Annotated in this window: 23 protein-coding genes; 15 read left to right on the top strand and 8 right to left on the bottom strand. The window is 74.2% G+C overall.

Translation table 11 applies throughout. The annotated features are described in order from the left end of the window. Window positions 1–129: 129 nt before the first annotated feature. On the bottom strand, window positions 130–1,113 hold the full coding sequence (locus OP86_RS28180) for an EamA family transporter (protein WP_051830824.1): 984 nt from the start codon (window positions 1,111–1,113) through the stop codon (window positions 130–132). Between the two features lie 111 nt (window positions 1,114–1,224). Here OP86_RS28180 and OP86_RS28175 point away from each other — a divergent pair, with 111 nt between their 5' ends. Then, window positions 1,225–1,722 carry a MarR family winged helix-turn-helix transcriptional regulator gene (locus tag OP86_RS28175; RefSeq protein WP_030060514.1) on the top strand — a complete coding sequence of 166 codons (498 nt, stop codon included), beginning with the start codon at window positions 1,225–1,227 and terminating at the stop codon, window positions 1,720–1,722. Between the two features lie 18 nt (window positions 1,723–1,740). Here OP86_RS28175 and OP86_RS28170 read toward each other — a convergent pair whose 3' ends face one another. After that, a complete protein-coding gene (locus OP86_RS28170) occupies window positions 1,741–2,634 on the bottom strand; it encodes a methyltransferase domain-containing protein (protein ID WP_078653662.1) in 894 nt (297 codons plus the stop codon). 29 nt (window positions 2,635–2,663) lie between these two features. Between OP86_RS28170 and pdxR the strand changes: the two genes are divergently transcribed. The 5 genes from pdxR (at window position 2,664) to OP86_RS38440 (ending at window position 7,036) form a co-directional block, all read left to right on the top strand. Further along, window positions 2,664–4,169 carry a MocR-like pyridoxine biosynthesis transcription factor PdxR gene (gene pdxR, locus OP86_RS28165; protein ID WP_033333740.1) on the top strand — a complete coding sequence of 502 codons (1,506 nt, stop codon included), beginning with the start codon at window positions 2,664–2,666 and terminating at the stop codon, window positions 4,167–4,169. A 243-nt stretch (window positions 4,170–4,412) separates the two neighbouring features. Then, window positions 4,413–5,561 (top strand): glycoside hydrolase family 3 N-terminal domain-containing protein, encoded by a 1,149-nt coding sequence (locus OP86_RS28160; protein WP_051830822.1) that lies wholly within the window; start codon window positions 4,413–4,415, stop codon window positions 5,559–5,561. A gap of 247 nt (window positions 5,562–5,808) precedes the next feature. Beyond that, window positions 5,809–6,270, top strand: coding sequence for a hypothetical protein (locus OP86_RS28155; RefSeq protein ID WP_030060509.1), 462 nt, complete (start codon window positions 5,809–5,811; stop codon window positions 6,268–6,270). 238 nt (window positions 6,271–6,508) lie between these two features. Beyond that, the gene (locus OP86_RS28150; protein ID WP_030060508.1) at window positions 6,509–6,850 is read left to right on the top strand and encodes an ArsR/SmtB family transcription factor; all 342 of its coding nucleotides are present in this window, start codon (window positions 6,509–6,511) and stop codon (window positions 6,848–6,850) included. Window positions 6,851–6,904: 54 nt separating this feature from the next. Beyond that, window positions 6,905–7,036: a DUF6126 family protein gene (locus OP86_RS38440; RefSeq protein WP_245231835.1), complete on the top strand. Its 132-nt coding sequence runs from the start codon at window positions 6,905–6,907 to the stop codon at window positions 7,034–7,036. 69 nt (window positions 7,037–7,105) lie between these two features. On the opposite strand, the gene OP86_RS34035 is transcribed toward OP86_RS38440, so the two are convergent. Then, window positions 7,106–9,694: a cytochrome P450 gene (locus tag OP86_RS34035; protein WP_051830820.1), complete on the bottom strand. Its 2,589-nt coding sequence runs from the start codon at window positions 9,692–9,694 to the stop codon at window positions 7,106–7,108. A gap of 338 nt (window positions 9,695–10,032) precedes the next feature. Here OP86_RS34035 and OP86_RS28140 point away from each other — a divergent pair, with 338 nt between their 5' ends. From OP86_RS28140 to galE, 5 genes are all read left to right on the top strand, one after another. After that, window positions 10,033–10,800 carry a sigma 54 modulation/S30EA ribosomal C-terminal domain-containing protein gene (locus tag OP86_RS28140; RefSeq protein ID WP_030060505.1) on the top strand — a complete coding sequence of 256 codons (768 nt, stop codon included), beginning with the start codon at window positions 10,033–10,035 and terminating at the stop codon, window positions 10,798–10,800. A 114-nt stretch (window positions 10,801–10,914) separates the two neighbouring features. Then, the gene (locus tag OP86_RS36160; RefSeq protein WP_030060504.1) at window positions 10,915–11,388 is read left to right on the top strand and encodes a hypothetical protein; all 474 of its coding nucleotides are present in this window, start codon (window positions 10,915–10,917) and stop codon (window positions 11,386–11,388) included. A 370-nt stretch (window positions 11,389–11,758) separates the two neighbouring features. Continuing rightward, entirely contained in the window at window positions 11,759–14,008 is a 2,250-nt protein-coding gene (locus OP86_RS33075) for an RICIN domain-containing protein (protein WP_078653661.1), read from the top strand. A gap of 169 nt (window positions 14,009–14,177) precedes the next feature. Next, window positions 14,178–14,825 (top strand): hypothetical protein, encoded by a 648-nt coding sequence (locus OP86_RS36155; protein ID WP_033333738.1) that lies wholly within the window; start codon window positions 14,178–14,180, stop codon window positions 14,823–14,825. 115 nt (window positions 14,826–14,940) lie between these two features. Further along, window positions 14,941–15,954 (top strand): UDP-glucose 4-epimerase GalE, encoded by a 1,014-nt coding sequence (gene galE, locus OP86_RS28120; RefSeq protein WP_030060500.1) that lies wholly within the window; start codon window positions 14,941–14,943, stop codon window positions 15,952–15,954. A gap of 83 nt (window positions 15,955–16,037) precedes the next feature. Here galE and OP86_RS28115 read toward each other — a convergent pair whose 3' ends face one another. Both OP86_RS28115 and OP86_RS28110 read right to left on the bottom strand, forming a co-directional pair. Continuing rightward, window positions 16,038–16,745 carry a transglycosylase SLT domain-containing protein gene (locus OP86_RS28115; RefSeq protein WP_078653660.1) on the bottom strand — a complete coding sequence of 236 codons (708 nt, stop codon included), beginning with the start codon at window positions 16,743–16,745 and terminating at the stop codon, window positions 16,038–16,040. A 70-nt stretch (window positions 16,746–16,815) separates the two neighbouring features. After that, window positions 16,816–17,022, bottom strand: a complete 207-nt coding sequence (locus OP86_RS28110; protein ID WP_030060498.1) for an antitoxin — start codon at window positions 17,020–17,022, stop codon at window positions 16,816–16,818. Window positions 17,023–17,433: 411 nt separating this feature from the next. Here OP86_RS28110 and OP86_RS36945 point away from each other — a divergent pair, with 411 nt between their 5' ends. Next, a complete protein-coding gene (locus tag OP86_RS36945) occupies window positions 17,434–17,955 on the top strand; it encodes a DUF6542 domain-containing protein (RefSeq protein WP_051830818.1) in 522 nt (173 codons plus the stop codon). Further along, window positions 17,948–19,654 carry an LCP family protein gene (locus OP86_RS28100; RefSeq protein WP_030060496.1) on the top strand — a complete coding sequence of 569 codons (1,707 nt, stop codon included), beginning with the start codon at window positions 17,948–17,950 and terminating at the stop codon, window positions 19,652–19,654. Before OP86_RS36945 ends, OP86_RS28100 begins: the two co-directional genes overlap by 8 nt. A gap of 109 nt (window positions 19,655–19,763) precedes the next feature. Here the strand turns inward: OP86_RS28100 and OP86_RS28095 are convergent, their stop codons facing one another. Next, the gene (locus tag OP86_RS28095) at window positions 19,764–20,117 is read right to left on the bottom strand and encodes a hypothetical protein (RefSeq protein WP_030060495.1); all 354 of its coding nucleotides are present in this window, start codon (window positions 20,115–20,117) and stop codon (window positions 19,764–19,766) included. A 147-nt stretch (window positions 20,118–20,264) separates the two neighbouring features. Between OP86_RS28095 and OP86_RS28090 the strand changes: the two genes are divergently transcribed. Next, window positions 20,265–20,702: a DUF4259 domain-containing protein gene (locus OP86_RS28090; RefSeq protein WP_030060494.1), complete on the top strand. Its 438-nt coding sequence runs from the start codon at window positions 20,265–20,267 to the stop codon at window positions 20,700–20,702. Window positions 20,703–20,709: 7 nt separating this feature from the next. Here OP86_RS28090 and OP86_RS28085 read toward each other — a convergent pair whose 3' ends face one another. Next, entirely contained in the window at window positions 20,710–21,918 is a 1,209-nt protein-coding gene (locus OP86_RS28085) for an MFS transporter (RefSeq protein ID WP_051830816.1), read from the bottom strand. A 206-nt stretch (window positions 21,919–22,124) separates the two neighbouring features. Here OP86_RS28085 and OP86_RS28080 point away from each other — a divergent pair, with 206 nt between their 5' ends. After that, a complete protein-coding gene (locus tag OP86_RS28080) occupies window positions 22,125–22,568 on the top strand; it encodes a winged helix-turn-helix transcriptional regulator (protein ID WP_030060492.1) in 444 nt (147 codons plus the stop codon). Between the two features lie 62 nt (window positions 22,569–22,630). On the opposite strand, the gene OP86_RS39285 is transcribed toward OP86_RS28080, so the two are convergent. Then, window positions 22,631–23,722, bottom strand: coding sequence for a DUF6777 domain-containing protein (locus OP86_RS39285; protein WP_425337768.1), 1,092 nt, complete (start codon window positions 23,720–23,722; stop codon window positions 22,631–22,633). Between the last annotated feature and the right edge of the window lie 463 nt (window positions 23,723–24,185).

The following is a 24,185-nucleotide window of genomic DNA, read 5'->3' as shown; positions in this document are numbered from 1 at the left end:
CCGACGGGTCAGCGTCCTGTGGGCACTGCTGCGCGACAACCGGATCTTCGCCCCCGATCCGGCCGCGCAGACGGCTTGACTCAATCATTGAGACTCCTGAGGTGCGGGTCGGGTTCGGGGTAGGGAGGGTCAGACGTTCTCGCGCACGGGCGGCACGGGCGGCACGGGCGGCACGGGCGGCACGGGCGTTCCGGGTGGCGCGGCAGTCGCGGCCGGCGCGGAGGCGGAGCGGGCGACGGGTGCCGACCGGGCGTCGGTGCGGGCCCGCTGGGTCTGGGCGGCGACGAGCGACCCGAGTACGACCAGCGCGCCGAGCGCCTGCAGCGGGCTGAGGCCCTGCCCGAGCGCCAGCCAGCCGATCACGGTGGCGACCACCGGGCTGAGCAGCGAGAGGAAGGAGACGGATGTCGGCGGGAGCGCCTTGAGCCCGCGGAACCACAGCGCGTAGGTGAAGGCCGCGCCGATCAGGCACAGGTAGGCGTAGCCGAGCACGTTGTCGGTGGTGTAGTGGGTCGGCGGCGCGCCTTCGGTGAGCAGCGTGACCGGCACCAGCAGCAGTCCGCCGGTGGTGAGCTGCCAGCCGGTGGTGGCGAGCAGCGGCGCGGGGGAGACCCAGCGCTTGGACAGGACGACGCCGGTGGCCATGACGACCGCGCTGCCGAGTGCGGCGCCCAGCCCGAGCGCGTCCAGCTGGGCGTTGGCCCGCAGGACCAGCAGGCTCACGCCCGCCACGCCCGCGATGCCGGACAGCACGGTGCGCAGGGTGAGCCGGTCCCCGAGGATCGCGGCCGAGAGCCCGGCGGTGATCAGTGGCTGGACGGCGCCGACGGTGGCCGCGATGCCGCCGGGGAGGCGGTAGGCGGCGATGAAGAGCAGGGCCTGGAACGCGCCGATGTTGAGTGCGCCGAGGACCAGCGAGCGCCACCACCAGCTGCCCTGCGGCAGCTTGCGGGTGAGGGCGATCAGCAGCAGCCCGGCGGGCAGGCAGCGGATGACGGCGGCGAGGAGCGGACGGTGGGGCGGGAGGAACTCGGTGGTGACGAGGTACGTCGTCCCCCAGATGGCGGGGGCGAGGGCCGTCACCAGCACGATGGCGAGGCGATGTCTTAGCACTAAGCCAATGTATCTCAGCGCTAAGGCATTCTTCGCCACCCCGTGGAGGTGACCTGGCTCACAGTTACCTCACCGCTAAGGAATCCGATCGGTATCGCCTACCCTGGAGCCGTGGCAGATCATGTGGACCGCGTAGTCGCGCAGTGGGCCGCCGAGCGCCCCGACCTGGACGTCTCCCCGATGGAGGTGTTCGGCCGGCTCAAGCGCCTCTACCGCCTGGTGGACGCGGCGCTCAACCGCACCTTCGCCGAGCACGGCCTGGACGCCGCCTCCTTCGACGTCCTCGCCACCCTCAAGCGCAGCGGCCCGCCCTACCGCCTCACCCCGACCGGCCTGATGCAGTCCGCCATGGTCACCTCCGGGGCCATCACCCAGCGCCTCGACCGGCTGGAGGCCCGCGGCCTGGTCACCCGGACCCGCAGCGACCAGGACGGCCGCAGCCGCGAGGTGGCCCTCACCCCCGAGGGCCACGCCCTGATCGAGCGCGCCCTGCCCGACCACCTCGCCACCGAGTTCGGCCTCCTCGACGGCCTGGACGACGAGCGCACCGCCGCCCTGGTCGACGCCATGCGCACCCTGCTGGCGGCCCTCGGGGACGGCCCGGAGTAGCCGAGTGCCGAGCTGTCGTCAGGGGTTGACCGCGACGGCCTTGAAGAAGGTGTAGTGGAACGTCCCGCCCGGCTCGGCCGCGCGGCGCAGGTCGGCGATGCCCCGGTCGAAGTCCTCCGGGGTGGTCAGGCCGGCGGCCAGCGCCTCCGTCCGGACGGCCTCGACCATCGCGACGAAGGTCCGCCGGGTGAAGCCGTCCACCAGGGCCGGCCGGGCGCCGTCGGCGTAGACGGTCCTCGGGCGGACCGTCACGTCCGCGAACCCGGCCGCCGACAGCAGCGGGTGGAGGCGGCGGCCGAGCAGGCCGTCGCCGCCCGCCTCGGCCTGGAGGCGGACCAGGTGGTCGATCGTCCGGCGGGCCGCCGGGCTCTCCGGGTGGAAGAACGCCGAGCCGTGGTCGCCCTCGATCACCGTGATCGTCCCGCCCGGCCGCAGCACCCGCCGCAGTGCCGCCAGCCCGGCCGCCGGATCGGGCAGGTGCTCCAGCACGAAGCAGAGGAAGACGTGGTCGAACGCGCCGTCCGGGAAGGGCAGTCGGTGCAGGTCGCCGTGGTGCCAGGCCACCTCCGCCGCAGGCGCCTGTGCCGCCACCCGGGCGCGGGCCTGCGCCAGCGACTCCGCCGAGAGGTCCGCCGCGGTCAGCAGCGCGCCCGGGCTGGCGGCCAGCAGGTGAACCGTCTGCGCCCCCACCCCGCAGCCCGCCTCCAGCACCTGGCTGCCCGCCGGGTACGCCGTGCCCGCGTGCAGCAGCTCGGCGAGGGTGTCCGCCTGGTCGCCGAGGCGCTGCGCCTCGGCGTCCGAGTAGCCGTGGACGTAGCTCGTGCTCCCGTTCCCGTTCCCGTTCCTGTTCCTGTTCGTGTTCTCGTTCTCGTTCGTGTCCTGGTTCTCCGGCGGTGCCGTTTCCGTGGTCATGGGCCCCACCCTCGCGCCACTATGGTCTGGTGAACAGGTCCAATGCCGCCGCATCCGACAGGTCCAAAGAGACCGGCGCCGACTTCCTCCAGCTCGACACCGCCGACGCCCCGCCCGGCGGCCTCACCGACTGGCTCGCCCGCCGGCTGCGCGAGGCCGTCGCCGACGGCCGGCTCCCGGCCGGCAGCCGACTGCCCGCCAGCCGGGTGCTGGCGGCCGAACTCGGCGTCTCCCGCGGGGTGGTGACGGATGCCTACGGGCGCCTCGCCGAGGCGGGGCAGGTCGCCGGGTGCGGGCGGGGCGGCACCGTCGTGGTCGCGGTTCCGGCCCCGGTCGAGGCCGCTCCCGGGCCGCCCCGCCCGCGCCCCGACGCACCCGCCCTCTTCCGGGACCACCCCGGCCCCGAGGTGTTCGACCTCCTGCGCAGCACCCCCGCCCGGATCGACCTCACCCCCGGCGTGCCCGACCTCGCCGCCTTCCCCCGCGCGGCGTGGCTGCGCGCCGAACGCGCCGTCCTCGACGGCCTCGCCGCAGCCGACCTGGGCTATGGCGACGTCCGGGGCACCCCCGCGCTGCGTGAGGCGGTCGCCCACTGGCTCGCCCGCAACCGGGGCATCCGGGCCGACCCCGACGAGGTGCTGATCGTCGCCGGGACGGCCCAGGCGCTGGCCCTGCTCGGCCGCGCCCTCGGACGGGAGGGCATCACCGAGGTCGCGGTCGAGGACCCGGGCTCGCTCGGCGCGCGCCAGCACCTCGCCCACTGGCTCGCCGCCACCCCGCCCGTCCCGGTCGACGCCGAGGGCATCCGGGTCGACGCCCTGCGTGCCACCGGCGCCCCGGCGGTCCTGCTCACCCCCGCCCACCAGTACCCGACCGGCGTCGTCCTCGGCGGCGACCGCCGGCGCGAACTGCTGCGCTGGGCGGCCGAGGGCGGCCTGGTGATCGAGGACGACTACGACGCCGAGCACCGCTACGACCGCCCGCCCGTCCCCGCGCTCCGGGCCGCCCTGCCGGACCAGGTCTGCTACGCGGGCAGCATCTCCAAACTGCTCGCCCCCGCCCTGCGCACCGGCTGGCTGCTGGTGCCGGCCCGCCTCCGCGGCGCCGTCCTCGACGCCAAGCGCTTCGCCGACCTGGGCAATCCGGTGCTGCCCCAGCTGGTCCTGGCCCGGCTGCTGGAGTCCGGCGAACTCGACCGCCACCTGCGGCTGTTGCGCCGTCGCCACCGCCGCCGCCGGGACGCCATGATCGCCGCCATCCGTACCCACCTCCCGGGCGCCACGGTCCACGGCGCGGCCGCGGGCCTCCACCTGATGCTGACCCTGTCGGAGGAACTCGCCTGCACGGACACCCAGTTGGCCACCGCCGCCCTGGCCCGGGGCGTCAAGGTCCAGCCCCTGTCCTGGCACGCCCGCCTCCCGTACCCGCCCGGTCTGGTCCTCGGCTACGCGGCGGGCTCGCCGCCGGAGATCACCGAAGGCGTCGCCGTCCTGGGCGAGTTGGTCCGCCTCGCGGGGGTCGCAGGAACGCCCTAGGCAGGCGGCTGCCGCCAGGGTCGGCCCGACGGACGACGGGGCCGAAGCGCTGCACGGTGGCGGAGCGGTAGCCGGTGCACTCCGGCTCGCCCGGTTCCACCCGGTGATCATCCGGCCGCTCGATGGCGCTGCGGTGTGACGCGGCGATCGGATTATCGGATGAATCTGGTGCAGGGTGGACTGGCGGACCCGCGCCCTGGGTACGCTGACGGGCCGATGTCCGCTGCTGACCCAGGAGGCGTGATGGCCCCGCTCCGGCGAGCCGCCCGGTTCGGAGTGACGCTCGCGGCCCTGGGGGCCGTCCTCGGGCCCGCCCCGCTCGGGACGGCCTCCGAGTCGCGCACCACCCACCCCGAGAGGACCGTCGCCATGGCAGCACAGGCGCCCGAGGACTCCCGCACGCTCGCCGGGCGGCGGATCGTCCTCTCCTACGCGGGCCCGACGCCGCCGCCCGGAGTACTGCAGACCCTCCGGGAGGGCCGGGCGGCCGGGGTGATCCTCTTCGGCGAGAACATCACCGGCCCGGAGCAGCTCGCGGAGGCCGTCGCCGAACTGAAGCAGGCGGCGGCCGAGGCGCCGCACCCGCACGCGCTGCTGCTGATGACCGACCAGGAGGGCGGCAAGGTCCGCCGGCTGTCCGGCGCCCCCGAACTCTCCGCCCGCCGCACCGGGCAGGCCGCGAACCCGGTGGGCGCCGCGGTGGCATCCGGCACCGGCGCCGCCCGCAACCTCACCGGGGCCGGGCTCAACCTCAACCTCGCCCCGGTGCTCGACGTCTACGACACCCCGGACAACTTCATCGACCACTCCGAGCGCTCCTACAGCCAGGATCCTTCCACCGTAGGCACGTTGGGCAGCGCCTTCCTCGCCGCCCAGCAGGGCCTCGGGGTCGCCGCGACCGCCAAGCACTTCCCGGGCCTCGGCGCCGCCGCCCGCGGCGAGAACACGGATGAGCGCCCGGTCACCCTCGACATCCCGCTGGAGCAGATCCGGAACCGCGGCGAAGCCCCCTACCGGGCCGCCATTGCCGCGGGCGTACGGATGGTGATGGCCTCCTGGGCGGTCTACCCGGCGCTGGACCCGGACCGCCCGGCCGGCCTGTCGCCCGCCGTCATCCAGGGCGAACTCCGCGGCCGGCTCGGCTTCGACGGCGTGACCGTCACCGATGCCATGGAGGCCGGCGCCCTCACCCCCTACGGCGACACCGGCGACCGCGCGGTGGCCGCCGCCGAGGCCGGCATGGACCTGTTGCTCTGCTCCGCCCGCGACCCGCAGCAGGCCGAGGACGCCACCGAGGCCCTGGCCGCCGCCCTGGACACCGGCCGCCTCGACCGCCACGCCTTCACCGCCGCCGTCGCCCGCGTCGACGCCCTGCGCGCCTCCCTGGACTGACCCGCCGCGCAGGGGGTTCACCTGGGCGCAACGTGGGCGTTGCCCGGGAGGGTGGGGGCGTTCGACCGTTCACGGGTGATTGCGCCATCGAAGGTCTGGTTTCGGTCGGGGTGGCAGTTCGAAGGTCATAAGGCGCACATGACATAGGAATCGCATGGCAAAGTTCCTGTCGTGGGCCTATGAAATGTCATATGTGCCACGTCACCTGTCTCTGATCGTCCCCTCGTACCCTCCCAAGGAGGAGCTCATGAACCGCATCGCCAGGATCGCGGCCGGCGCCGCCGGTGCCGCCGCCCTGCTCGCGGCGCCCGCACCGGCGCTCGCCGCGACCCAGCCGACCGCTGCCGCCACGGTCACCACCTGCGGGTGGTCCGGCCTGCAGGCCGGGCTGTCCACCAAGGTCTGCGCCGACGTCACCGGTGACAGTGTCGTGCTGTACGGTCAGATCGGGCTGGCCGGTCCGCCGTCCCCGGGCACCCCGTGGCCGCCGGCGCCGCAGGAACTGCTCACCCGGCTGTCGGCCGACGCGGCCGGCGGCGGTTCGCTCGGTGCGGTGAGCGGCCGCACCGTGTTCACGATCAGCACCGTGCGGGTCGACGGCATCACCGCGACCGTGCCGTGCGGGTCGACCGTGCACGCATCCTTCTCGGTCGAGGGCAACTGGCGGGGGCCGGCCCCGGTGACGGTCGATGTGCCTGTAGTCTGCTGACGGTTCATCACCGTGACTGCCGAGCCCGGGAGTTGGCAGCATCCCGGGCTCGGCGTCGGCATGTCCCGATGTGGTCGCCGCGTGTGAGGTGGGTCACCCGCGCGGGCCCGCCGGCCGCCGCCGCACTGTGGCGACTTGAAGAAATCTTCATCTGTCGGCGATGATGCCTACCGGCCGCGGGCACGGACCCCGCCCGGCCGGACGACCACCGAGCCGGACCAGAAGAGGGGCGCCGACGATGCCGGTCCCGCTGTACCAGGCCAAGGCGGAGTTCTTCCGCACCCTCGGCCACCCCGTGCGGATCCGCGTCCTGGAGCTGCTCCAGGACGGACCCCGGCCGGTGCGCGAGCTGCTGGCGGAGATCGAGGTCGAGCCGTCCAACCTCTCCCAGCAGCTCGCGGTGCTGCGCCGCACCCAGCTGGTCACGGCCACCCGGGAGGGCAACACGGTGGTGTACGCGCTCAGCACCCCGGACGTCGCCGAGCTGCTGCGCGCGGCACGGCGGATCCTGACCGAACTGATCACCGACCAGGGCGCGCTGCTCACCGAGCTGCGCGCGTCCGTCCGGCAGTCGCGCTGAGTCCTGCCGAGCCGTGTCCGGCCTGACGGCCCGATCCGAGGAGAACCACCCACCATGAGCGACAGCACGAGCGACGAGAAGAAGCGCCGCAAGGCGATGCTGATCCGCGCCGGCATCTACATCTTCGCCACGCACCTGTTCGCCGGTTTCGTGCTGCTGCTGTTCGCGCTCGGCGGCCGGAAGTAGCAGAACCGGGGCGTCCGTTCAACGGGGGCGTGTGCTCGATGAGGCCGTCCGTTCGATGAGGCCGTCCGATCACCGGCGCCGGCCGGCATCCGGGACCACGTAGCGGTCGCTGGTGCTGGTCCAGGCCTGCACGCCCGCGACGAGCTCCCGGGTGCCGTCCAGGTACCACCTCCCCTCCGGGTGGCGGCGGCGCAGTTCGCGGCGAAGTTCCTCGCTCTCCCGCCGCAGCCGTGCCACCCGGTCGCGCACGGCGCGCACGGCCCGGCTGCGGGTACAGCCGCGGGCCCGCTGGAGGGTGAGCACGGTATTGAAGGCGGCCGCGGTCTGCCGTTCCTCCCGTTCCAGCGAGTAGAGGTCGTTGATCAGCGTGGCGGCGTCGGCGGTGTTGGCGCGCAGCCGGTGCAGTGCGGGCTCCGCGTGCAGGGCGGCGGGGGCGTCGGAGCCGTGGACCCGTTCCAGTATGTTCATGAACGGGTAGAGGCAGCTGCCGTGGCGGCGCAGGCGCATGGTGTCCGCGAGGCCGAGGCCGTGGGCGGGCACGGTGCCGCGGGCGCGGTGGTCGGCCTCGGCGGGGAAGGTGGCCAGGCAGGCCCGCCACTCGCGGGCCGCCCTGACGCGCCAGGTGGGGGACATCGAGGCGGTCTGGCGCTCCCAGAGCCCTTGCCAGGAGCTCAGGAGCTGGTCGTCCGACGGGGACTGCCGGCCGTCGAGGACCGCGATCAGCGGGTCGACCACGGCGCGGGCCTCGGTCGGGCAGCGTCCGGGGGTGCCGTCGAAGCGGTCGTCGAGGATGGTGAACCAGCCCAGCATGTCCACCAGCAGGTCGAGTTCGGCGCCCCGGGCGCGGGGGAAGGCGTGGCCGATCAGCTCGTGCAGGGCGTAAGCCCGGTAGCCGGGCAGCTCGGACGGGGTGAGCAGGCCGTGGCGGACCGTCCAGTCGGCGTGCCGGTCCGCGGCGGCGCGCAGCTCGTGGGCCGGGCGCGGCGGCGTGGCGTGGTCGAGGGGCGTTGCGGGGGTCTTTGTCAGGGGCGTTGCGGACGGCTTTGCGGAGGGCACCGCCGGGGCCGCGGCGGTGAACGGGCAGCGGCCCGGGGCCGTCGGCCCACCGGGCGCCGACAGCGTGCCGCGCCCGCGTACCGTCGGCTCCGTGCGTACGGCCCTGTCGCTGCCGGGCGTCCGTTCTCCGTCCGGCGTCTGGTCCCCGTCGGTGGTCCGCCGTCCGTCCGGGGCGTGGTCCCCGCGCGGGGCCAGCCGGACGCGTAGCCCGTGCGCCTGGACGGTCGTCCAGACCACCTCCCGGGCCCGCGCCCCCGGCACGGCCACCGGCCGCCAGCGGCGCAGGATCGCGGCCGCCGCGACCGTCAGCTCCGCCCAGGCGAAGGCCTCGCCGATGCACTTGTGCTTGCCGGCTCCGAAGGGGAGGAAGGAGGGCCGTCCGGCGCCGCCGCCGTCCTGCCAGCGTTCGGGCCGGAAGTCGAGCGGTTCGGGGTGGTGCACCGGGTCGCGGTGCAGGGCGGTGAGGCTGTAGAGCAGCTCGGTGCCGGCCGGGATCCGGTACGGGCCGAGCTCGACCGGCACCTGGGCGGTGCGCATCAGGAAGGCGTTGGGCGCGTGCAGCCGCACCACCTCCTGGGTGACGCAGCGGGTGTACGTGAGCCGGGCGAGCGCCTCGGGGGTGGGGACGGTGCCGGCGGGCAGGTGCTCGTCCAGCTCGGCGAGGACCCGGGCCTCCGCCTCCGGGTGGCGGAGCAGTTCGTCGAGCAGCCAGGTCAGCGTGGTGGAGACGGTCTCGGTGCCCGCGCCGAACATGGTGATCGCCTCGGAGCGGACGTCGGCCTCGGTGAGCGGCCGGCCGGTGGCCGGGTCGGTCGCGGCGCGCAGCAGGCCGGGCAGAGTGCCCCGGCCCGCGCCCGAACCAGCGTTCGCGGCAGGGCCGTTGACGGCTTGGTCGACCACCCGGTTGAGCACCCGTACGGCGGCGTCGAAGCGCCGGTTGACGGGCAGCGGGAGTCGGCCGAGCGCCGGGTGGGGGTAGAGGGACTGGACGATCTGGCCCTTCACCAGGTCCGGTAGCGCCCGGTGGAAGGCGAGGGTGGCGTCCTCGCTGAGCCGGGCGTCGAAGAGCGAGCGGGTGACGATCTCCAGCGCGAGGTGGTTCATCTCCTTGGCCACGTCGAGGACCTGGCCCGGGCGCCAGCGGCCGGCCCGTTCCTCGGTGACCTGGTGCATCACGGCCAGGTACTCGCCCATCCGGTCCGGGGCGAAGGCGGGTTGGATGATCCGGCGGCGGTCGCGGTGGGCCTGCCCCTCGGACATCAGCAGGCCGTCGCCGAAGGCCGTCTTGAGGGTGTCCTGGACGGCGCCGCGCGGGCAGTCGTGGGCGAGCGCGACGAGCAGGGTGTGGACCAGCCGGGCGTCGGTGACGACGCAGACGGTGCGGGGCCCGAGCCGGATGCGGACGACGCCGCCGTGGCGGGCGAGGGAGCCGAGGAAGCCGAGCGGGTCGCGCAGCAGGGCGGCGGCGTGCCCGAGGCCGGGCAGCGCGCCGGGGGCGAGCGGGGGGACGGCGGCGCGGGCCAGGGGGGAGGGCCTCGGGGCGGTTCCCGGGGCGGTTCTCGGGGGGACGATCCGTTTCCGTGTCTCAGTCAGCAGGGGCATGATGCTTCCTCTCACCAGAGGGGCCGGTGTGGGTGGTACCGAGAGGCACCGGCGGGCCGGCCGGGAGGCGGGAACCGGTCGGCGCGAACCCGCGCGCACCCCCACCGGGCGGCGCACGCCATGGCAAACGCGCCGGGTCCACGGGCGTTGCGCCGAACACGGGTGGATCACTCCAACGGCCGAACGCCCGACCCGGCCAGGCCCGTCCGGAGAGCCGGTTGACCTGCGTCGATGCCCTGGGCCGGAAGGTCCGCACACGGCCCGGGGCGCAGGGTCTTTGGACCCTCGCCGCACGGCCGTGCGCGGGCCAGCATGGTAGCGGGAGAAGGAGGAGCCTGATGACCCGTTTGCGCCACCGGCCCGCGCTCGACGCCCGGGTGGAGATCCGCGGCGAGCTGCCGCGCGAGGACGCCGAGTACGCCCGGGCCCGGGCGCGGGAGACGGCCACGGGCCTCGGCCCCGGCGCCCACGCGCTGCGGCTGCGGCTCACCCGGACAGGCGACCGCTCGGTCACCCGGCCCGCGCTCGCCCAGGCGGACGTCGAACTGGACGGCGCCGGTCCGGTGCGGGTCCAACTGGCCACCGGGACCGCCCGGGAGTCCGTCGACCTGGTGCTCGGAACGCTGGCCGGCCGGGCCGTCCGGCTGCGCGAGCAGGGCGACATCGGCTTCGCCGTCAGCTACGAGAGCGCCTACCGGCCGCAGTACGCCGACCGCCCGCTGACGCAGCGGCGGATCGCCCGGCACAAGGAGGTCGTGCTCGCCCGCCGCACGCCCGAGCAGGCCGTGCGCGAACTGCTGGCGCTGGACCGGCGGTTCCACCTCTACGCGGACGCCACGACCGGGCGGGAGAGCCTGGTGCACCGCTGCCCGCTGAGCGGCGCCGCCACCGAGCCGTACATCGCGGGCACCGCCGCCCTGCCCCCGCTCGACCTCGCCGAGGCGGCCCGCCGGCTCTGGCTCACCGGCCGCCCCTTCCTCGGCCACACCGACCCCGGCGACGGCCGGCTCCGGGTGCTCTACCGCCGCTACGACGGCCATTACGGCCTGATCGAACCGGTATCGGGCGGCCGGATCGGGGCAGGAACCCTGTCGGTGCGGGACTGACACGGCGACGGCACGACCGACTCGACGAACCTCACGAACTTCACGAACCTCACGAACTTCACGAACCTCACGAACCTCACGAACCTCACGAACTCCACGACAGGGGCCGGGACCATGGACTGCGACGAGGTCATGCTGACCGTCCGGATCACCGCTGCCGAACGGGCGCTGCTGCGCGAACTCGCGCGCGGGCACGGCGGCGACGTCTCGGACGTGGCGGTGGACGGCCTGCTGGAGGTGATCCCGGCGCTGCACGACGACGCGTCCGTCCTGCCGCTGCTGCGCGTCCTGGCCCGCCCCGCGCCCTGCGCCCTCGTCCTGTGGCTGCCCGCCCCGGTCGCGGACCTGCTGCCGCTGCTCGGCGAGCGGCTCGTGCGGACCGGCGGGCCGTCGGCCGGGCCGGCCAGCGCGGCGCTCTCCGCCGCCCTGCGGCTCTGGCTCGCCGGGGACCGTCCCGCCCTCGCGGGCGCCCTGGCCCGACTGCACGGCGGCTGCGGCGCCGCCGGGGCGCTCGGCGCGGTCGGGGCGGTCAGGGCGGTGAGGGCGGTCAGGGCCTTCGGTGCCGAGGTGGCCAGGGTTGCCGCGTGATCGCTGACGTTAGCTGACGCTTCGTCATATGCCGGATGGCAATGGCATGTCCGGAGCGGAAAATCTCCTGGTCAGGGCTCTGGCCAGCACCCCGCGGCGGGTCTAGCATTCCGTCACGGCCGCCGGAGTCGCAGTCCCCGGGGCCCCGGCCGGGTGGCCGCCACCACCCCCACCGGGGAGCGCACACCCCCCGAGTGCGCTCCCCGGCTTTTTCGTGCCCGCGTCGCGCTGCGGCCGCCCCGATCGAACGGGTCGAAGAATTTCGCAAGATGTTTCTGTTATTCCCGGCCGTCCCGCCCGCTCTCCTGAGTGTCGGAAGGTCCGAGCCCCCACCACAGGGCGCGGGCCGTCGCACGAGGAAAGGAACGCGATGGGACACCGGAGCAGCGAGCTTCGTCGGCGCAGGCGCCGCAGGCTCACCCGCAGGAGCACCCTGGTCGCCGCGGTGATCGCGGCAGGGCTGGTGGCGGGGACGCTCGGCATCCGCACCGCGCTGGAGCCGACGGCCGTGCAGGGCGCCGTCACGGCCGCGGAGGGCGCGGCCGACCACTCCGGATCGCAGGCCGGGCTGGTGAGCGACGACGGCGGGTCGGGGGAGACCGGCACCGCCGACGGGGCCACCCAGGCGCCCGCTCCGAAGCGGGACGAGAAGGCCGCCCCGCTCAAGTCCATACCCAAGGACCAGCCCGAACGCGGCCTGGTCTACGCGGGGTTGAGCCTGCCGTCCAGCGACCGCTGCGGCGGCACGCTGGAGGTCACCGGCAGCGCCCAGTGCAGCCACGGCCCGGACGTGCCGCCGAAGGGCGTGGACATCCGCCAGGACGTCCCGCCGGTCGCGGCCCCGGCCGGTCAGGCGCCCGTGCTCACCCCGGCGGCCGGCGCCCAGCCGCCCGCCGCCGCCGACCTGCTGAAGGGCGCCGCGCCCGTCCTGGACGCCACCCAGAAGGCGCTGCTCGGCGGATCGGGCAGCGCCGCCGCGGACGCCGCCCCGGCGGCTTCGGCTGCGCCCGCCGGGTCGAAGCTGGTCTGCGAGGGCGACGGCAGCAGTGGCAACCGCGTCCAGGCGGTGTACGTGCACGCCCCGGGCAACGACCGCTTCGCCCAGTACCTGGCCTCGTTCAAGAAGTGGGCCGCCGACGTCGACGTCATCTACAACGCCAGTGCCGCGGAGACCGGCGGGGAGCGGCACGTCCGCTTCGTCACCGAATCCGACTGCACCGCTTCGGTGTTGAACGTGCAGATCTCGGACGCCGAGATCCAGGACTTCAACGCGAGCAACCGCGCCCTCGCCGCGCAGGGGTTCAACCGCAAGGACCGCAAGTACATGATGTTCACCGATGCCAAGGTGTACTGCGGCATCGGCACCTTCGCCGGCGACGAGCGCCCCGGCCAGGACAACCTCAGCAACTTCGGCCCCTCGTACGGCCGGACCGACTCCGGCTGCTGGAGCGGGAGCACCGCCGCGCACGAACTCGGCCACAACCTGGGCGCGGTGAACAACAGCGCGCCCAACTCCAGCAAGGCCGGGCACTGCACCGACGAGTGGGACATCATGTGCTACTCGGACGCCCCCAACTACCCGCAGATGCGGACCGTCTGCCCGGATCGCGCCCATGACGACCGGCTCGACTGCAACCACGACGACTACTACAACACCTCTCCCGCACCCGGGAGTTACCTGGCCACGCACTGGAACGTCGCCAACAACCGCTTCCTGGTCACCGGCGGCGGCACCGGCCCGAACCCGACGCCCACCCCGACCCCGACGGCCACGCCGACCCGTACGCCCTCGCCCTCCCCGACGCCCACCGGCGGGCCCACCGCCACCCCGACCGGCTCCCCGACGCCTACGCCGACGCCTACGCCGACCGCGACCGGGAGCGTGACTCCGACTCCGACTCCGACTCCGACCCCGACTCCGACGTCGGGGAACACCGGCCCTGACATGACGGTCAGTCAGGTCACCCAGAACTCGGCCATGCTGAGCTGGCCGGCGGCACCCAGTGCCGCCGGGTACGACGTCCTGCTGAACGGCCAGACGATCGGCACCGTCCGCTCGACCGTGGTCGGCGTGGTCCGGCTCGCCCCGGGCACCTCGTACACCGTGGCCGTCGCCGTCCGCGACGCCGCCGGGGCGGTCGGCAAGCCCGGCCGCGCCGTGACCTTCCGTACCGTCGCCGACGCCGGGCGCCCGCAGCCGGGCACGCGGTACACCATGGTCAACGGCCTCACCGGCCAGGCCGCCGACCTGTGGGGCAGCTCGATGAACGACGGCACCGTCGCCATCGCCTACCAGCGCACCGGCTACGCCAACCAGAAGTGGCAGTTCGAGGACGCCGGGAACGGCGCGGTGCGGATCAAGTCCGCGCGCTCCGGCAAGTGCCTCCAGCTCGGCGGCGCCCCGGTGGCCGGCCAGTACGTCGCGCAGCAGCCCTGCTCCGACACGGCTTCGCAGAAGTGGCAACTCACCGCGAGCGACGGCGGGTTCACCGTCACGGCGGACGGCGGTGCGCTGGTGCTCGGGCTCAGCGAGCGGTGGTACTACGGTGGTTGGCTGCTGGAACTGCAGCAGCCGAACGGCCGGCCGTACCAGAGCTGGTCGCTGCTGAAGACCTCGTAGGTTCGAGAGTCCGCAAGCCCGCAAGCCCGCAAGTCCTTGCGCTCGTAACGCCGTTGCGTCCGCAAGCCGTTCCGCCCGTGTGCCGGGCGCGGCCGCCATCCACCCGAGGCGGCCGCGCCCGGCCTCACCGCTTCCGTGCCCCGCCACCCCGCCACGAGGAATGCCCGTCATGCGAACCCGCCCGCTCCTCGCCGCCCTCGTCCTCGCCACGGCCGCCGTCCTGCCCGCCGCCGTACCCGCCGCCGCCCACGGCGACAGCGTCCACCTCGATGTCACCGGCCAGCAGAACGGCCACGTCAGCACCGTCGCCACCTGGGAGAACGACCGCGACCCGGTCACCGAGGACTTCGCCGGCACGCTCTCCGCGACCGCCGCGGACGGCCGTACGGTCGGCCCCTGGCGCCTGGTCACCGTCCCGGGCCGCGCGGGGACATACACCACCCGGGAGATCCTCCCCGCCGGGCACTGGCGGGTGACGGTGGACTGCGCCTTCCCCTCGCTGGGCCACACCGAGCGCGAGCTCGACGTCGACGCCGCCGTGATCAACGACCCGGTGCCCGCTGGTACGGCGGCCTCGCCGCTGCCGGCCGACGCCACCGCCGGTCCGACCCGGGAAGCGAGCACCGGGGCGGGGCCCGCCGCCGGGCAGACGGCCACCGCCGGGCAGACGGCCACCGCCGGGCCCGGCCGTGCGACCGCGGCCGCCCCCGCCGCAGAGACCACCTCCGACGCCACCACCTGGGCCGCCATCGGCACCGCCGCCGCGGCCGTGCTGCTGGTCGGCGCCGGCTTCTGGCTCCGCCGCCGCCGGGCCTGACCCGTAGGGCGTGACCCGAGAGGCCCTGTCGGGAACCAGCCGGGCACGAACCGACGTCCCTTCCGATCATCGGGCGCCACCGGGCGTCCGGCCGACCGCGAGGGAGCGTCCGCGTATGAAGAAGGTCCTGATCACCGGCGGAGCGGGGTTCATCGGCAGCACGGTGGCGTCCGCCCTGCTCGACCGGGGGATCACCCCGGTCGTGCTGGACGACCTCTCCAAGGGCCGGGCCGAGTTCGTCGAGGACCGGGTCTTCTACCAGGGCGACATCGCCGACGCCGCCCTGCTGGACCGGATCTTCGCCGAGCACCCGGACATCGAGGCCACCGTCCACTGCGCCGCGAAGATCGTCGTACCGGAGTCGGTGGCCAAGCCGCTGTACTACTACCGGGAGAACGTCGCCAAGACCGTCGAGCTGCTGGACTCCCTCCAGCGCCTCGGCTGCACCCGCGTCGTCTTCAGCAGCTCCGCCTCCATCTACGCGCCCACCCCCGACGCCCGGGTCGACGAGAGCTGTCCGGTCGACGCCAACAGCCCGTACGCGCGCACCAAGCAGATGATGGAGCAGGTGCTCCAGGACTGGACCCGGGGCGAGGGCGCCGAGTGCCAGCGCGTCATCGCCCTGCGGTACTTCAACCCGATCGGCGCCGACCCGCAGCTGCGCACCGGTCTGCAGGACCTCAACCCCACCCACGCCCTCGGCAAGCTGATCGAGGCGCACACCACCGGCGCCCCGTTCACCGTGACCGGCGTGGACTGGGAGACCCGCGACGGCTCCGGCATCCGCGACTACGTCCACGTCCAGGACCTCGCCGCGGCGCACGTCGCGGCGCTGCTCCGCTTCGACGGCGTGATCGCCCCCGGCGCGGCGGACCGCTACCGGGTGATCAACGTCGGGACGGGTGACGGCACCACGGTCCGCGAGCTGATCACCGCCTTCGAACAGGCCGTCGGCGCCCGGCTCGACGTCCGGGAGGCGGGCCCGCGCCCCGGCGACGTGATCGGCTGCTACGCCGCCGTCGACACGGCCCGCGAGCTGCTCGACTGGCAGCCCCGGCGCGGCATCGCCGAGGGCGTCGCCGACGCGCTGGCCTGGCGCGCCAAGTGGGCCGCCCGGCTGGGTGCCTGACCATCGGTCGTTTCCGACCATTGGCCGGTAGTCCGTCGTCGGGCCGCCGCCGCGCCGTGCGGCCGGTGACCCGACGGCGGGCGCTACTTCACGGCGGCGCCGGACTTCGCCCAGTTGTCGCGCAGGCGGTCGAGGTAGGACTGCGCCTGGGAGCCGATCTTGACGCCCCGGGCGAAGGCCAGCATGTTGCCCGCGCCCGCGTTGTAGCCGAGGGCCATCAGCTCGTTGCGGGTCAGCGGCGCGCTCGGGTGCGCGGGGAGCTGCGCGGCGAGGTCGTGCAGGTGCCAGGCGGCCGCCTGGACGGCGAGGGTGCGGTCGTCCGGTAGTTCCTCCCACTGGCGGGAGGCGAAGGGGCGGCCGGGCTTGGTGTCGTCGAAGGCGGCCCGGTGCATGTTGGCGATGCCGAAGGAGGCGTCCGGCTTGCTGCGCTGCCAGGCCCGTTCGAGCTCGGGATCGTGCGGCTTGTACGACTCGTTGTAGAGGATCGCCATCAGCAGCTGCGGATCGACCCCCGCCTCGGCGGCGTACTGGCGCACCGGCGCCGCGTAGTCGGCGGGGTCGTACGGCCCCGAGGGCTTCGACGGCGCGGCCGGGGAGCCGGCCGACGGCGCGGTGCCGGACGGCGGGGCCCCGCCGGACGACGGGGCCGACGGGGCGGCGGCGGACGGAGAGGGGTCGGCGGAGGTCGCGTCGTCGTGGCCGTTGCCGCGGACGAGGCCCAGCCCGATCACGACCGCGGCGATGATCACCAGCCAGCCCCCTCGGCCCGGCCCCTTCTTTCCCTCACTCACCGCTGCCGGCCCTTCCCGTCGCCCGTGCGCCCGTTCGACCGCCGTACGGGCGGTCGCGTCCTGCGGCAGGTTACTCGGCGGGCTTCTGGTCGCCGTCGAGGTTGCGCAGGAAGTCCTTCGCCTTCTCGACGCCGGTGTCGATCTGCCCGCTGTACTTGCCGTCCGTGCGGTCGTCGATCGCGTCGCCGACCTTCTCCAGGCCCTGCCCGATCACGTCACCGTGCTCGCGGGCAAGGTCGGTGGCCTTGTCCGCGAGGTTCTTCAGACTCTCAAACATGGTGACGCTCTGCTCCTCTGACGCGTTCCTGATGGTGTGCCGACGTGGCGGGGATCATGACCATCCTAACGACGGCCCGCCAGATGGTTCGCCTGCTGCCGGAGGACAGCGGATGACTTTGCCGACACGGGTTTGTATGCTCCAGCCCATCTTCTACAGGGGTGTAGAGGGCGGGACCGCCACCAGGACCGAGGACGTCCGGGGATCCACGGCGGTGCGAACGCGCCGTCGCAGCCGCAACGATCGAGGGAAGTGCGCATGGCCGGCCAGCGGGCGAGAACGCCGTACCAGGACGCGGGACCGCGCGCCGAGGACCGTCCCCTCCCCGCCCAGCGCAGCCGCGTGGCCGGTGTCGGGGGAGCCGGTGCAGGAGCAGGCACGGGAGCCGGGGCCGGGGGTGGGGCCGAGGCCGTGGGCACCGGTGCTCCGCGGCAGGCCCGGGCCCAGCGGGCGGGGTCGGTGCGCCGCAGGCAGCAGGTGCGCCGGCGCGGTGGGCTGGTGGCGGCGCTTTCGGCGGTCGGCCTGCCCGTCCTGGGCGGCGTCGCGGACGAGCTGGGCGGGCCCGGCGTCGGAATCCTGTTCGCCGCGGGCTCGGTGCTCGGGACGGCGGTCGCGGCGGCGCTGTGCAGCCGGCCGGGCCGCTGGTGGGTGGTGACGGCCGCTCCGGTCGTGGTGCTGCTCGCCGCGTCCGGCGTCGGGTACGCGGCGCACCCCGACACGTACCAGGGCAGGAACCTCGGCACCGGCGCGCTGCGCTGGGTGGTCGGCGCATTCCCGGTGATGGCGGCCACGGTGGGCGTGGCGCTGGTGGTGGTCGTGGGCAGGGTGGTGGCCGACCGTCGACGGGCCGGCTCCGAGCGACGTCGGCCGGGGTGCGAGCGGCGACGGTCCGGCAGCGCGGATGCCCCGAGCGGAAGGAGCCGCCGTGGCTGAGCGCAGCCGGAGCCGCAACGGCGTTCGCGGCGGCGGTCGTTCGGAAGGCCGTACCGAAGGCCGTACCGAAGGCCGCGCCGGTGGTTCGCGCGGCCGGGCCCCGCGGCGCGGCCCCGCGCCGCTGACCGTCGCCGGGCGCTCCCTGGCCTGCGCCGTCTCCGTCGCCGTGCTCGGTGCCAGCGGCTTCACCTGGTACGAGTACCGCAGCCTGGACGACGGCATGATCAAGTCCACCGCGCTGAGCGAGGCCAAGAAGAACGCCCCGCCGCACCTGGACAAGTCCGTCAACCTGCTGCTGATCGGCCTGGACAGCCGAAAGGACATGGACGGCAACGACCTGCCCAAGCAGTTCGTGGAGGACGAACTGCACGCCGGCTCCAGCGAGATCGGCGGCTACAACACCAACGCCCTGATCGTGCTGCACATCCCGGCCAACGGCGGCAAGGTCACCGCGCTGTCCGTCCCGCGCGACGACTACGTGCAGACCGTCGGCGCCGACGGCAGGATGCACAAGATCAAGGAGGCGTACGGCATCGCCAAGGGGGCCGCCGAACAGAAGCTCGCCGGCAAGGGGCTCTCCAAGTCGGAGCTGGAGCGGCAGAGCCGGGAGGCCGGCCGCTCGGCCACCATCCAGACGGTGCAGAGCTTCCTGGACGTCCCGATCGACCACTTCGCGGAGGTGAACCTGATCGGCTTCTACGACATCGCCAAGGCGGTCGAGCCGATCCAGGTCTGCCTCAACCACCCGGTGGACGACCCGATCATCGCCCGGACCGCCACCCACGAGGGCGGCGGCACCGGCCTCAAGCTCCCGGCCGGGATCAGCTCCCTCAGCGCCGCCCAGGCGCTCTCCTTCGTCCGCCAGCGCCACCACCTCACCAACGGCGACCTCGACCGCACCCACCGGCAGCAGGCGTTCATCTCCTCCGTCGAGTACAAGCTCAAGCAGCAGGGGATCCTGAACGACTTCGGGCAGATGCAGAAGCTGTTCGCGGTGGTGAAGAAGGACGTGGTGATCGACAACGAGTGGAACATCCTCGACTTCGCCCAGCAGGCGCCCAACCTGACGGGCGGCAACGTCGAGTTCAACACCCTGCCGATCACCGGGTTCAAGACGGTCGGCGGGCAGGAGGTCAACACCGTCAACCAGGACCTGATCAAGAAGATCGTCCGGCAGCTGTTCAACCACGAGCCGGCGCCGGCCGCTCCGGCCGGCTCGGCCGCGACCCCCGGCGATGCTCCGGACGACCCGGCCGCCTCGCCGGCCGCCTCGTCCGCCGCCTCCGCCCCGGCCTCCGCCGCCGCGAGCGGTCCGGCGAAGGCGGTGGTCGACGTCAACGCGGCGGGCGGCGCCGGTGCGGCCGCCACCGAGTCCAAGGCGCTGGTCGAACTCGGCTACCAGGCGGGCAGGGTCGGCGACGCCCCGGCCAGGACCAGGGCCACCACCGTGGCCTACGGCACCGGGGCCAGGACCGACGCCCAGCAGCTCGCCACCCGCTACGGCGTCACGGCCACACCCGCCACCACCGTCCCGGCGGGCCACATCCTCCTCACCCTCGCCGCCACCCGCACCCCGAGCCCCACCGCGGCGGCCCCGTCGGGCACCACGGCGCCGGGCGACCCGTCCGCCGACCCGGTGGCAGGGCTACCGATGCAGGGGCCCGCGGTGAAGGCGGGCGGAATCCCCTGCGTGGACTGAGCGGACGACGTGGACGGTGCGGACCGAGTGAGCGGCACGGACGGTATGGACGGCGTGGACGGTATGGACGGTGCGGACTGAGGCGCGCGGCTGAGTGGTGTTCGGGGGCTCAGGGGCGTGGGGCCTTCTCGCCGTGGACGGCGGTGTACTCGGCGGCGAGCCACGGGCCGAGGTCGTCGATCAGCGCGGCGAGAACGGCCCGATCCGCCGTGGGGGCAAGGGCGGTGGCGGCGGCGAGGCGTATCGGGGCGGCGCGCTCGGGGTAGTCGGAGACGGTCGGCGTCGCGGTGCCGCGCGGGACGCTGCCGTAGAGGTAGGCGCTGTGCAGCCGGGCGGGACCGAAGGAGCCGGCGATCCGCGCACGGGCGGCGTCGACCACGGGTGCGAACGGCGCCGGCACGCGGCCGAGGGCGCCCTCCCGTGCGATGTATCCGTCGTCGTCCAGCCCGCGGGTGGTGGTCATGGCGGAACTCTGCCCGGCCGTCGGCCCGTTGACCAGCGAATTTCCGTCCGCTCGGCCGATTGTCAGTGGTGTGTGCAAGCATCCGTCGCACACGAACACGAGGGTCGTGTGAGGGATCGGCAGAGCGGGTCTGCGGAGGGGATCGGCATGGGCACCTGGGGTATCGGGCACTTCGACAACGACACGGGGGCGGACTTCTCCGGCTGCCTCGACGACGCGGCTCCGGGCGAGCGCGAGGCGATCCTCCGGGCGGCGCTGGAGAGCGCCGCCCGGGCGGGTGACTACCTGGACGACGACGAGGGCGTCGAGGCGGTCGCCGCGGCCGCGCTGGTGGCGGCGCAGTGCCCGGGCGGCGCGGCGGTGGTGAGCAGTTACGCCCCCGAGGAGGAGATTCCGGCGCTGGCCGCCGAGTTGCGGGCGCTCGCGGTGGCGGCGCTGGACCGCGTGGTGGCCGAGGGGTCGGAGGTCGCGGAGCTGTGGGACGAGACGGGGGAGAGGCCGGCGTGGCGGCAGGGCATACGGGCGCTGCGGGAGGTCCTGGAGCCGGTGCCGCCGTCGGTCGACGTGCCGATGTTCCGGCTCTGAGCGGCCGTCAACGACGCGCCGCCGCCCACCAGTAGCCGAGCGCGGCGAGGCTGGTGGCGGCGCCGAGGAGGCAGACGGCCGTCCAGCCGCCGTGGTCGTAGACGACGGTGGAGAGGATCGCGCCCGCAGCGCAACCGGCGGAGTAGAGCAGCATGTAGCCGGCGGTGAGCCGGCTCTGGGCCTCGGGGCGGACTTGGTAGAGGAGGTGCTGGTTGGCGACGTGCACGGACTGCAGGCCGTAGTCGATCACCACCATGGCGAGCACCAGCCACCACACCGAGTGCGCCAGCAGGGCGGCCGGGAGCCAGCCGACGAGCATGGCCACCAGGCCGAGGCCGGCGGTGCGTTCGGCCCGGCCGCGGTCGGCCTGGCGGCCTGCGTATCCGGCACCGAGGGCACCGGCGGCGCCGGCCAGGCCGAAGAGGCCGATCTCGGTGTGGCTGAGGTTGAACGGAGGAGCGGCGAGCGGGAGGACCATCGGGGTGAGCAGGACGGTGACGGAGGTGAAGGTGAGCAGGGCGAGGACGGCCCGCACCCGGAGCACCCGCTCCTGGGCGAAGAGCGCGAACACCGAGCCGACCAGCCGTAGGTAGCCGATCCGCCCGGCCGTGCGGCGCCGCTCGGGCGGGACGACGACGGCGACCACGAGGGCCATGGCGGCGGTCGCGACGGCGGAGGTGAGGTAGACGGCGCGCCAGCCGGCCAGGCCGCCGATCGTCCCGGCGACGGTGCGCGCGAGCAGGATGCCGACCACGATGCCGCTGGTTACGGTGCCGACCACGCGGCCCTGGTCGCCCGGGGCGGCGAGCGAGGCGGCGTAGGCCACGACGACCTGGGCGACGACCGCGAGGACGCCGACGGCGGCCATCGCGGCGAGCATCAGCGGCGCGGAAGGGGCGAGGGCGACGGCGGTGAGGGCGAGTACGGACAGGCCGAGCTGGGAGGTGATCAGGGTGCGGCGGTTGACGTGGTCGCCGAGCGGGACGAGCAGCAGCAGCCCGAGTGCGTAGCCGATCTGGGTGAGGGTGCCGACCAGGCCGATGGTCGCCGGGTCGATGCCGTAGTCCCGGGCGATCAGGTCGAGCAGCGGCTGCGAGTAGTAGACGTTGGCTACGGCGAGGCCGCAGGCGACGGAGAGGAGCCAGGCGACGGCCGGTGGCAGGCCGCGCGGTGGTGCCTCGGCGGCGGCTGCGGGCGTACGGGTGGGCGCGGTCATGGACGGGACTCCCTCGGGCGGCGTTCGGCGGCCGGCTGGGGGCTAGGGGCTGCCGGACCAGGCTGGTTTCAAAGTGCTACCACTTCACCCTGGCATATTCTGGTTTCAATAAGCAACCACGAATGCTCGGTACGCTGGGCGCCGACCGGAGAGAACCGGGAACCGAAGGCCGAGAACCGGGAACCGAGAACCGAGAGGTGGGAGAAGTGCCGAAACGCACCACGCACGAGGAGTCGAGCTGCCCGGTCGCCCGTCCGCTCGACGTCGTCGGCGACGGCTGGACGCTGCTGATCGTCCGCGACGCCTTCGACGGGCTGCGCCGCTTCGGGCAGTTCCAGAAGAGCCTCGGCCTGGCCAAGAACATCCTCTCGGCCCGCCTGGCCAACCTGGTCGCCAACGGCGTGTTCGAACTCGCCCCGGCCGCCGACGGCAGCCCCTACCAGGAGTACGTGCTCACCGAGAAGGGCCGCGCGCTGTTCCCCGTGATCACGGCGCTGCGCCAGTGGGGTGACCGCTGGTTCTTCACCGAGGGCGAGCCCCGGGCCCGGCTGGTGGACCGTGAGTCCGGCGAGCCGATCGCCCCGATGCGGGTGCGGGCGGCGGACGGCCGGGTGCTGGGCCCCGAGGACGCGACCGTGCTGCTGCCCTGAGACGTGCCGCTGCCACCGGCCGGCGGTCGGACGGCGGCAGCGGGGAGCGGGCGTACGCCGGGTCAGCTCGGCGTGGCGGCCGCCGTGGTCGGGCAGGGCGGCAGGGTCGACGGCGCCGTGGTCGCGCACGTCGCGGTCGGTGTCTTCGGGGTGGTGGTGGTCGCGGGCGCCGAAACGGTCACCGTCGGCTTACTGGTGGTCGTGGTGGTGCCCGCGCTCGTCGTCGAACCGGTGGTGCTGGTGGTCGAGGTGGTCTCCGCCGCCTTCGTCTGGGACGGAGTGCCCGCGGAGGTCAAGGAGGTCGCGGATGAGGACGACGGCCCGCCCGACGAGGTCGTCGAGCCCGAGGTCGTGGAGCCTGAGGTCGTCGACCCGGAAGTCGTCGAGCCCGAGGTCGTCGACCCCGACGTGGTCGAGCCGGAGGTTGTGGAACCTGAGGTCGTCGACCCCGACGTGGTCGAGCCGGAGGTTGTGGAACCTGAGGTCGTCGACCCCGACGTGGTCGAGCCTGACGTCGTGGAACCTGAGGTCGTCGACCCCGACGTGGTCGAGCCGGAGGTCGTGGAACCGGACGTCGTTGCCGAGGTGGACCCCTTGGTCGAGGTCGTCGCCGGCCCCGACGGCGTGGACGGCTTCCACGGCGACGGCGGCGGGATGCCGGGCACCAGCGAGCCCTTCGGCGGTTCGACGTGCTTGTCCACGATCTCGATCCGACCGGTCAGCCGGGAGAACCAGTCGCCGGTCTCGACGTTCACCAGGATGATCTGGGTCACCGGCTGCGGCGCCGGCACGACCACGATCAGCGTGGTCGGCTGGAAGCCCGCCCAGGCCTTCCCGGTGTACTTGGCGTTGCTCACCAGCACCGGCGCCTTCAGCGGGTTGCCGCAGGAGCAGCGCACCCGGGGCACGCCCTGGGAGTCCACCAGCACGGCGGTGCCCGCCTGCAGGGCGGACTGGTACTCGACCACGGCGCCGCTCTTGTAGTTGTGGTTCGTCACCCGGGTGTCCACCCGCAGGTACGTCGGGGTCAGCGAGCGCAGGTAGCCGGGGATGTCGGACTGTGCGACACCGGCCGCGGAGGCCCAGGCGCGCCCCTTGTCCCCGGCCGAGACCATGCCGATCAGGCGCTCGGTGTCACAGCTGGACTTGCCCATCGCCCCGGCGTACAGCCCGGCGGAGCTGCCCTCGACGCTGTGGAGGACCGCCGGGGAGCTGCTCTTGGAGGTCGCGCCGCCCCCCGGCTGTGCCGGTGTGGTGGTGGGGGCGGGAGCGGGGGCGCTCATCCCCTGGGTTTCCACCGATGGGGTGAACGGGTCCGGTCCGGGGTCCGGCGGGGCCTGCAGGGCGATCTCGTTCGCGGCCGGGACGGCCTCGTTGTGGCCGCCCTGGTTGTTGACGATCAGCACGGTGGCCACGACGGCCACCGCCACCGTGCCCGCTGCCAGGGCCAGCCCCTTTCCGGAGCGCCACCACGGCCTGCGCGGCCTTCCGCCGTAGCCGTTCGAACCGCCGGGGGAGGCCCCGGGCGGGCCCGTGGGCGGCGGGGGCACGGACGGCGGTCCAGCCGCACCGCCGCCGGCCAGCGGGCCGGACGGGGGCCCGGACGGGGGGCCGGGC

It is taken from the genome of Streptomyces novaecaesareae (assembly GCF_000716875.1).
Classification (GTDB): domain Bacteria; phylum Actinomycetota; class Actinomycetes; order Streptomycetales; family Streptomycetaceae; genus Kitasatospora; species Kitasatospora novaecaesareae.
The sequence above is the reverse complement of the archived record's forward strand: the minus strand, read 5'-3'. Positions and strand labels throughout refer to the sequence as shown.